The 9,208-nt window shown below is 54.4% G+C and carries 7 protein-coding genes, 2 tRNA genes and 1 pseudogene; 5 read left to right on the top strand and 5 right to left on the bottom strand.

The features are described from left to right. The first annotated feature begins 91 nt into the window (after window positions 1–91). The 3 genes and pseudogenes from L0H14_RS10595 to L0H14_RS10605 all read left to right on the top strand — a co-directional run bounded on the left by L0H14_RS10595 (window position 92) and on the right by L0H14_RS10605 (window position 3,053). On the top strand, window positions 92–1,435 hold the full coding sequence (locus L0H14_RS10595; RefSeq protein WP_301416090.1) for an MFS transporter: 1,344 nt from the start codon (window positions 92–94) through the stop codon (window positions 1,433–1,435). Between the two features lie 435 nt (window positions 1,436–1,870). Beyond that, window positions 1,871–2,109, top strand: a pseudogene (locus L0H14_RS10600) (hypothetical protein); the annotation flags it as partial. A 113-nt stretch (window positions 2,110–2,222) separates the two neighbouring features. Beyond that, complete coding sequence (locus L0H14_RS10605) at window positions 2,223–3,053, top strand: IclR family transcriptional regulator (RefSeq protein WP_301416092.1); 831 nt, start codon at window positions 2,223–2,225, stop codon at window positions 3,051–3,053. Here the strand turns inward: L0H14_RS10605 and L0H14_RS10610 are convergent. Beyond that, a complete protein-coding gene (locus tag L0H14_RS10610) occupies window positions 3,000–3,971 on the bottom strand; it encodes a universal stress protein (RefSeq protein ID WP_301416094.1) in 972 nt (323 codons plus the stop codon). The two genes, L0H14_RS10605 and L0H14_RS10610, sit on opposite strands and share 54 nt — an antisense overlap. 88 nt (window positions 3,972–4,059) lie before the next feature. On the opposite strand from L0H14_RS10610, the gene L0H14_RS10615 reads away from it, so the two are divergent. Then, window positions 4,060–5,412 carry a Na+/H+ antiporter family protein gene (locus L0H14_RS10615; RefSeq protein ID WP_301416172.1) on the top strand — a complete coding sequence of 451 codons (1,353 nt, stop codon included), beginning with the start codon at window positions 4,060–4,062 and terminating at the stop codon, window positions 5,410–5,412. Window positions 5,413–5,504: 92 nt separating this feature from the next. Here L0H14_RS10615 and L0H14_RS10620 read toward each other — a convergent pair whose 3' ends face one another. Then, a complete protein-coding gene (locus L0H14_RS10620; protein WP_301416096.1) occupies window positions 5,505–6,134 on the bottom strand; it encodes a YitT family protein in 630 nt (209 codons plus the stop codon). 309 nt (window positions 6,135–6,443) lie between these two features. On the opposite strand from L0H14_RS10620, the gene L0H14_RS10625 reads away from it, so the two are divergent. Continuing rightward, window positions 6,444–7,697, top strand: a complete 1,254-nt coding sequence (locus L0H14_RS10625; protein ID WP_301416097.1) for an aminopeptidase P family protein — start codon at window positions 6,444–6,446, stop codon at window positions 7,695–7,697. 137 nt (window positions 7,698–7,834) lie between these two features. On the opposite strand, the gene L0H14_RS10630 is transcribed toward L0H14_RS10625, so the two are convergent. The 3 genes from L0H14_RS10630 to L0H14_RS10640 all read right to left on the bottom strand — a co-directional run. Beyond that, a tRNA-Met gene (locus L0H14_RS10630) sits at window positions 7,835–7,911 on the bottom strand. Window positions 7,912–7,972: 61 nt separating this feature from the next. After that, window positions 7,973–8,044 (bottom strand) — tRNA-Thr (locus L0H14_RS10635). A gap of 82 nt (window positions 8,045–8,126) precedes the next feature. After that, the coding region (locus L0H14_RS10640) for a helicase-related protein (RefSeq protein WP_301421801.1) at window positions 8,127–9,208 on the bottom strand (1,082 nt) is incomplete at its 5' end.

Genomic DNA, 9,208 nt, shown 5'->3' on the forward strand with positions numbered 1-9,208 from the left:
CCCACGGCCCCTTGACTGTGACCCAGCTCACCGCATACTGTTGTGCAACATCGTTGCGATGAACGCAACATTCTCAGGAAGGCGGTGCACTATGCCCCACCCAAACTCTCAACAAGAGCTCGGACCCACTCTTTCCGGGCAGGAACGAACGCATCCAACAGGTATTGGCCCAAAAGAACGACGCAAAGTGATCGTTGCGAGTTTTATTGGAAACTTCGTCGAGTGGTTCGACTACGGGGCATACAGTTACCTGGCCGTCGTAATTGCTGTAGTCTTTTTCCCCTCAAATAACCTTACTGACGGTCTTATCTGGACATTTGCGCTATTTGCGGTCTCATTCCTAGCCCGCCCAATCGGCGGCTTCATTTGGGGCCACATCGGCGACCGCGTCGGGCGTCGCACCGCCCTGGCATGGTCTATTTTAATCATGTCGGCGTCCACTGTATGTATTGGCTTGCTTCCGGGAGCGAACCAGATCGGTGTATGGGCGCCAGCACTACTACTGCTCTTCCGCCTCATGCAGGGATTCAGTGCATCGGGCGAATATGCCGGCGCTTCTGCCTACTTGGTCGAATACGCACCGGAAGGGAAGCGAGGCATTTATGCCGCCGTCGTCCCGGGATCAACTGCCGCAGGCCTCCTCTTTGGTTCACTCATGGCAACCGTGCTCACAGCCAACCTGTCAGATGCTGACATGGAATCATGGGGTTGGCGTCTGCCGTTTCTGCTAGCCGCCCCACTGGGATTGATCGGAGTTTACATTCGGCGCAAGCTTGAAGACTCCCCGGTCTTCCAAGAAATGGCCGAGGAAGATGAAGCCATCGAAGCACCCGTATGGGCGCTTTTCCGCGACCACTGGCGTGCGCTACTACGCGCAACAGCCGCTGTACTTCTGAACGCAGTAGGGTTCTACGTCATTTTGACATACATGCCCACCTACCTGTCCCAGACAGTGGGCCTAGAACCGACCTTGGCAAACGTGACAACCACTGTTTCACTAGTGACATATATAGGTTTCATTTTTCTTACAGGACACCTATCGGACAGGTTTGGGCGTCGGAAGATACTCATGAGCGCTTCAATCCTGTTTATCCTGTTTACGGTTCCCGCTTTTATACTTCTGGGCACCGGTAGCATCGTTACTATTCTGCTGGTCCAGATTCTTCTCGGCGCTATGTTGACTCTTAACGATGGAAGTTTAGCCAGCTTCCTGGCAGAAAACTTCCCTACACGGGTGCGCTACACCGGCTTCGCGGTTTCCTTTAACGTTGGAAACGCAGTATTTGGTGGCACAGCCCCAGCGATTGCCACGCTACTGATAGCGACTACGGGCAGCTCAATTGCTCCGGGTTGGTACCTCATGGGCGCAGCCGTGATCGCATTAATCGCAGTAGGCCTCTCTCCAGAGACTAGCGATAAGCCTCTGCAGCACTAAGCGTGGTTCTTCGGGAGGTTGTAAAAACTCAGGGCCCGAAGACGACCTCCGGTAACGATGGAATTTACCATAACAATCGTTGAACCGGAGGTCGTCATGTTCCGCCTAAATGCACCGTTAACAGCTGAGGATCGTCGTTTTGCAATGCTGGTCACTCACCAGGGTCGGACGGTTCGACGGGTCGTGGCACACGGCCTCAGGCGAGCCCTAGGCATAGGACGATCAGAGCCGGCATCGGATTATTGCGTTGCGATTTCGGCGCCGGTGGGGTCCACCGGCCTGCCGATAGAAAACCACGACCCATCCGGCATTAAAGGACGACCCCGTCAAGCTGGTGCACGTGGATATCAATAAATGGGACGCACCCCGGCTGTGGCGGCACCGCAAACTAGGTGCAGCTGGAAGAAAACCAAAAGGGCTAGGGAAAACCAGTAACGCGGCGACTGGTATCTGCACCACGCCGAAGACGACTCTTTACGACTGACATACTCTAGGATCCTGGTAGTTGAGCGCAAACAAACCGCACCCTAGCCCTGGAGCGGACCTACGCTGGAACCTTCTTCAGCGATGAAGAACGCCCCTGCACCTACGCCGCCTGGGTCCGCGAGTATAATTACCACCGACCCCAGACTGGCATCGGTGGAATCACGCCCTCAGAACGTGTTCAGAACCTCATGGGGGATTACAGCAAAGCAGAAGATTTTTATCGCACCACGAAGCCACATAATGAGCTACATCACGCTCCATGGCGTAAGATGCAGACAGGTCCGTCCTGAAAGGAAGTCCCGTGAGTTCACCTCGCAACTCTGTTGTACACAATGTTATTGATGTGCTGCGCTGCTTCTCAACGGACGAGCCTCTTGTCGGCGTCACCGAGATTGCCCAACAGGTCGGCTTGCACAAATCATCTGTTTCTCGACTCCTCGCGACTTTGGAGTCAGAGGGATGGGTCGAGCAGGATCCGTCCACGAGGAAATACCAGCTAGGGCTCGGCCTCATCGCTATCGCCGGTCCGCTCCTGGCCAATCTAAACGTGCGCCAAGTCGCCCACCCCTACCTGCAACAACTGGCCGCAGACTCCAGAGAGACTACTGTCCTTGCTGTATGGGAAGACTCCGCTGCGGTGACGGTAGAACAAATAGTCTCCGACAGGACTGTCAAACACACATCACCGTTGGGATCCCGCTACTACTCAACAGGGTCGGCCACAGTGCAGGTCTTTCTGGCCAACATGGACCCGGATGCAGCCATGGCGCTCATAGGTAGTGGTCACATCCGCCTGCAGGAGGGTTGGACGGTGGCTCAGGCCAGACAACGGTTCGCCGACATTCGCGAGCGCGGTTATGCAACGAATCTTCGTGAGACGTTTGAAGATGAAATTGGGATCGCCGCACCGGTTTATGACCACCGCAGAAAAGTCGTCGCGGCGGTGTTACTCGCAGCGCCCGCGTATCGCATCGACGAGCAAACTGCTCAGCGACTTATCGAACAATGCCTCTCCGCAGCCGCGACCATTTCAACGCGCATGGGCAGACCGGACGCCCCTCAACAACAATCCGACACCTTAGTTCTTGACGGGGCTTGGGACCACCAAGACCGGTGCGACAGCACGATTTAGGACTGCCTGGCTGATGGAACCGAGGAGCAGTCCGGTAAACCCGCCCCGTCCGCGCGTACCTACCACCACGAATGCAGCGGTTTGAGAAGCCTCAGCGAGCACGTCAGAAGGATGTGCATCATAAAATCGCCATTGCACAGGTACGTCCGTCTGGCTGGCAACTTGCACTGTCACAGCTTCCAACTGCGCAGCAACTTCCCGGCGTATATCGGGTATTTCAGCCCGATAAATTGGGGAGACTGGAATCCACAAGCTCCCGCTCAATGGTTCCGCTGCAACCAAAATCAGTTTCAAGTCGTGGTCTTGCGCGTAGCGTGCACCATGCAACGCAGTTTCGACCGGATGAGCATCGACATCAATACCTACGACCACACTGCCACGAAAATCAGTGGCATCCTCGACGCCCTCGGCCGTAATCACGCCGGTCTCGGCCCAGCCGGGACTGTCAGGCATCTTTGCATACTGTGCCTCCGGAAGTTCCTTGACGTCACGCTTCGCCGGCACGACGAGACTAGGGCAGCGCGAATGTGCCGCTACAGACGCCGAGACGCTACCGAGAAACCGGCCAGCAAATCGACTACGGCCACGCTTACCCAAAACGACCAGTGAGGCAACGTCCGATGCTTCGACTAAGACTCCTGCGGCGTCACCCTCTGATGCCACCGTGCTCAACTGCACGCCGCTGCCTTCGGCCCGAGCGGTAAATTCATCCAGGACGTGCTCAGCTTGTTTTCGTGCGATGCCATAGACATCAGCCGGGATGTATTCGTAGCCGGGCTCAGTAAAGGCCGCCACGATCTCCATTTCTTGCTGATGCTGCTGAGCAATTGACAACGCAAAATCAAAGGCTCGTTTACTATTTTCCGACCCGTCAACGCCGACGACGACGTGACCCGGCCTCCCCTGCATGTGTTCCATGTCACCATGATACCAAGGTTCGATTTAACATACTCAAAACAACAAATAAAATCGATCAATCCCGCTAAGTAGTCTATGCTTGTCGATCGTGAATGCTGTAGTTATTGCCGTAGCCGTCATGCTGTTGCTGGCCCTGTTACGAGTCCATGTCGTCATCGCCCTTTTCATCGGCGCACTCGCTGGCGGCCTGATAGCCGGCATGGGTATAGAAGCCACCATGCTCGCGTTCCAGTCCGGCCTTGGGGACGGTGCCAAGATTGCGCTATCGTATGCGCTCCTCGGAGCTTTCGCCATGGCGGTCGCTGCTTCCGGCCTACCCAAAATACTCGCTGACACTCTCATACGAAGGCTGGACGCCGACGCTGAACATGCGTCTGCAAAAGTGGTCAAGGTGACCAGCTACTTGTTGATCGCCGGCATATTGGCTATGTCCATCATGTCTCAGAATATTATCCCGGTACACATCGCATTCATTCCATTGCTCATCCCTCCGCTGCTGACCGTGATGAACCGCCTCCAGTTAGACCGCCGTCTGATCGCTTGTGTACTCACCTTTGGTTTGGTCACCACCTATATGACTTTGCCCGTCGGCTTCGGGAAAATCTTCCTGGAAGACATTTTGTTGAGTAACATCGAACGCGCAGGACTAGATACCGAAGGAATCAACATTGTCCAGGTCATGGGTATCCCGGCCATGGGCATGGTCCTTGGCCTGTTAGTTGCCATCTTCGTGAGCTATCGCAAGCCTCGCCAGTATGAGGACCGTCCAATCATGGGTGGAACGGTAGCTGAGCCCACCCCCACCCGCTACAACTTGATCATGTCCCTGGTGGCCATTGTCGCAACGTTTGCCATTCAACTCATTGTGCAGTTCAGTGGGTCTGAGGCCGATGGACTGCTTTTAGGTTCACTTGTTGGTCTGGGCATTTTCCTCATCTCGGGTGTCGTTGAGTGGAATAAAGCCGATGATGTCTTCACCTCTGGCATGCGTATGATGGCGCTCATCGGTTTTGTCATGATCTCCGCGCAAGGTTTTGCCGCGGTCATCAACGAGTCCAACCACGTCGAGCCGCTCGTGGCTGCAGTTCAGCAGTTCTTTGGATATAACCAAGCCATGGCCGCGCTGGCCATGCTGATAGTTGGGTTGATCGTGACGATGGGCATCGGCTCGTCGTTCTCGACGCTGCCAATCATTGCCGCAATCTATGTGCCACTCTGTGTCTCTCTTGATTTCTCGGCGATGGCCACCATAGCGTTGATTGGGACCGCTGGCGCGCTCGGTGATGCTGGCTCCCCCGCCTCTGACTCCACGCTTGGCTCGACGGCCGGCCTCGCCGCCGATGGTCAGCACGATCACATGCGCGACACCGTAATCCCCACCTTTATTCACTACAACATTCCTCTCACGGGCGCCGGCTGGATCGCCGCTATGGTGCTCTGAACGAAGTACGTGTGTGTTAAGCGGTGGTGACTGTGGGTTGTGGAACTGAGCCAGCCGGTTCTCATGCCAATGCGTAGTCGATGATTCTATTTCTATTTATCGAGTCGTTTATGCACCAAGCCAATGAGGCGAATAACCGGCCCGACGGTGAGCGCAGCGAATGCCGTCCCCTCACGCACTCCTTCTAGATGTCCGAGCAAGAGTAGAGATGTGACAACTGCCATCACCACCAGGGTCCAGTCGAACACCAGCTTGATCGTGCCAAAGGGGATGTTTTGCAGTTTCAGTGTGAGTGCGAAGACCAGCCCGTCACCGGGGATATACGATAACCGTGGTTGTGTTTCCAAATACACCCCGAGTGCAACCAGAACCACTCCGCCGAGGGTCCATGCCCACTGCAATAGGTAGTTGCTCGGTTCAAGCCACGTCGTCAGATACAGACTGAGATCAGTAAACACACCAAAAATGATGCTGACTGGAATTTGTACGAGCTGAAAGAGCGGGAACTTTCTGCCGACCAAGAGTATTTGCAGCACCAGGAAGAGCAAGTTCACGGCCAAAAGATAGAAACCGACGCTCGGTGTTGTGCCCAGGGAAAGCACCGTTGGAAATGATGCGATGGGTGACGTCCCAAGGTTTGCTCGGATAGATACGGCAAGCCCGAAGGACATAATGAAAATTCCCAACAAGAAAACCAGAGTTCTTCTTATCTGACGGATCAATGAATATTCACCGCCTCAGATACCATGTGCTGATGATTTTCTCTTGCCAGATCAGCAGAGCATGGAACACATATCCCGGTAAAGAGTACCCCGAGGCCAAGCAAGCTTCTATTCACCTTTTCTGTTGTATTATCCTTGGCAAGAGTAGCAGTTTGTTTTGCTGGCTGTGCAGGCAACCGACTCGTTCGCAACCTGGCTTGACGTATCCGAGCGTCTTGTCTTGAATCCGGATTTTGACCGGGCTTACTATGGGGACGAGTGACAATTCGCGCACCAGAATTTCCGACAGCTTAGATGGAGCAATTTTTTATGACCAGCTCAACTAAACCTCAGATGACTGATCATCAGACAGTCCCGCATGTTTTCACCCAGTACAACGGCGAGCAGCTAGATCTGACCTTTTCCAACGCTGAATTCGAACGGCGTCTGACTCGGGTTCGCGAACTGTTATCGACTCACAATCTCGATGCTTTCGTACTGACCAGCATGCACAACATCAAGTATTTTTCTGATTTCGTGCCCTCTCCGTTCGGCCGCACATTTGCCGTGGTCATCACGCCAGAAGGTTCGACCACGGTCACCCCATGGGTTGATGGTGGTATGCCATGGCGCACCACCTACGGGGACAACATTGTGTATTCAGACTGGGAAAAGAAGAACTTCTTCCGGGCCATTGATCGTGTGCTTGAACAACAAAGCATCAAACCATCTCGGCTGGGCATTGAATTTGATGGTTTGAAGGTCGAAGAATATCGGTCATTCCAAGGTTGGTTCGAAAACGTTGAACTGGTCGATATGGCCGAGCCAATCATGCGGCAGCGCTTGCTGAAATCTGACGAAGAAGTGTATCTGATCCGTCAAGGTGCACGCATCGCCGATATCGGAGGACGTGCAATCAAGAACGCCATCCGTGAAGGCATCACCGAATATGAGCTCGCCTTTATCGGAACCGAAGCTATCGTTCCAGAGATCGCCAAAGTTTATCCAAGCAAAGAGCTGCGCGAAACATTTTGTTTGGTGCAGTCTGACATCAACACGGACGGCGCCCACAACTGGCCTACCACTCGCCAACTACAAAAAGGCGACCTTCTGTCGGTCAACTGTTTCCCGATGATGTCAGGCCACTACACAGCCATGGAACGCACCATGACCTTAGGTCAGCCGGACCAGGCGACCCTAGATTTGTGGAAGATCAACGTCGAGGCCTACCAGCTTGGGCTTGAGCTCATCAAACCTGGTGCCATCGCCCAAGACATCGCCGCCAAGATCAACCGATTCTTTGAGAAGCAGGACCTCCTGAAATACGCTCCTATCGGATACGGCCACTCCTTCGGCGTCATGAGCCCCTACTATGGTCGTGAAGCCGCCATGGAGTTCCGTGAAGATATCGAGACCGAGCTACAGCCCGGCATGGTCATTTCCATGGAACCTATGCTCACGATCCCGAACAATATGCCGGGCGCTGGGGCGTACCGTGAGCACGACATCCTCTCGATCACCGAAGATGGCGTCGAGAACTTCACTGAATTTGAAGTTGGCCCGGAGCACAACATTATCGGCTAGCACAGCGCGCACGCTAGATAATAAATTGGCGGGGCAGAACATCTTCTGCTCCGCCAGTTTTTATCCATAGTACATTTCGTCGATGACGAGCGCCTTAGAAAATAAAAAAGTCCCGCACAATTGTGCGGGACTTTCAGTGGTAGCTGTGGGCGGATTCGAACCGCCGACCTCACGATTATGAGTCGTGCGCTCTCACCAACTGAGCTACACAGCCACGTCAGATCTTCGACTCTGGATAAAAATAGCCCGCGAAACTCGCAGGCTATTTTTATCAGAGCCCCGACCGGGATTTGAACCCGGGACCTCCATCTTACCAAGATGGCGCTCTACCCCTGAGCTATCGGGGCAACGAGATAAGACTTTACCAACAAATGATCGAAAGGCAAAATCGCTATACTCGTTTATGAGCAACGTCACCCAAGCAGCATTTTAGTACTGTTGTTCTTGACGTTTCTTGGCTTTCGACCAACGTTGCTTCTTCTTTTGACCACGCTCTGGTGAGTCAAATCCTCCGCCGTGAGAGCCTCGCGAAGCGAAGGACGACTGCGGCGCACCGCGATCCAGGCGCAAGTTCAGTTTGCGTCCCGCCACGACAGCGTTCTTGAGTGCACTTTCCTGTTTGCCCGACAGATCCTCTGGCAATTCAACCAGTGAGAAGGTCGGACGAATAGTGATGTCACCGATTTCGGAGATGTCCAAGTTTCCTTCGTTGGCGATTGCTCCAACGATGTTCCCTGGTCCTACCTTGTCTTTGTGGCCAACGGCAATCCAGTAGGTTGCGTGGCCTTCTTTGGTGGCGCGTTTTGGACGGCTGGACCGCTCGGCGCCCTGTTCTTTACGACGACCGCGCAAGTTCAGCGCTGGCAGATCTGGTTCTTTGGCTTCAAGTGGACGACCATCTTGTGCCATGAGGGCCAGCGCTGCAGCAATATCAACGGCTGCCACATCGTGTTCGTCGATGTAGTTGGACACCAGATCCCGGTAGACCGTCAGCTCTTGGTCTTCAGCGTGAGCCGCCATGGTCTGGGTGATGTTCTCCGAGAACGCTGCACGACGGGAAGCGTTGACCTCGTCCAAGGTCGGTAATTGCATTTCTTCGACAGGCTGCTTAGTTGCCTTCTCGATAGAGCGCAGCAGGTACCGCTCGCGTGGCGTCATCAACAAGATAGCGTCACCTTGACGGCCGGCACGACCGGTACGCCCAATACGGTGCACATAAGAAGAGGTGTCGTGTGGGATGTCGTAGTTGACGACGTGGCTGATGCGTTCCACATCGAGCCCACGTGCTGCAACGTCGGTGGCGACCAGAATATCGATGCGACCGTGACGGAGGTCTTCGACCGTCTTTTCACGAATGTTCTGCGGAATATCACCGGAGATGGCAGCTGCGGCGAATCCACGTGCAACCAGCTTGGTGGTCAATTCTTCTGTCATGTTCCGCGTACGAACGAAGGCGATCATGCCGTCGGTCTCTTCGGTTTCCAACAGGCGAGTCATGGCTTCAAGTTTCC

This window comes from Yaniella sp. (assembly GCF_030453185.1).
GTDB lineage: Bacteria > Actinomycetota > Actinomycetes > Actinomycetales > Micrococcaceae > Yaniella.

Bases quoted from the DNA above. Each gene is read 5' to 3' on its own strand.
- L0H14_RS10595 (WP_301416090.1), top strand. From the start codon at position 92: ATGCCCCACCCAAACTCTCAACAAGAGCTCGGACCCACTCTTTCCGGG.
- L0H14_RS10610 (WP_301416094.1), bottom strand. From the start codon at position 3,971: ATGGAACACATGCAGGGGAGGCCGGGTCACGTCGTCGTCGGCGTTGAC.
- L0H14_RS10625 (WP_301416097.1), top strand. From the start codon at position 6,444: ATGACCAGCTCAACTAAACCTCAGATGACTGATCATCAGACAGTCCCG.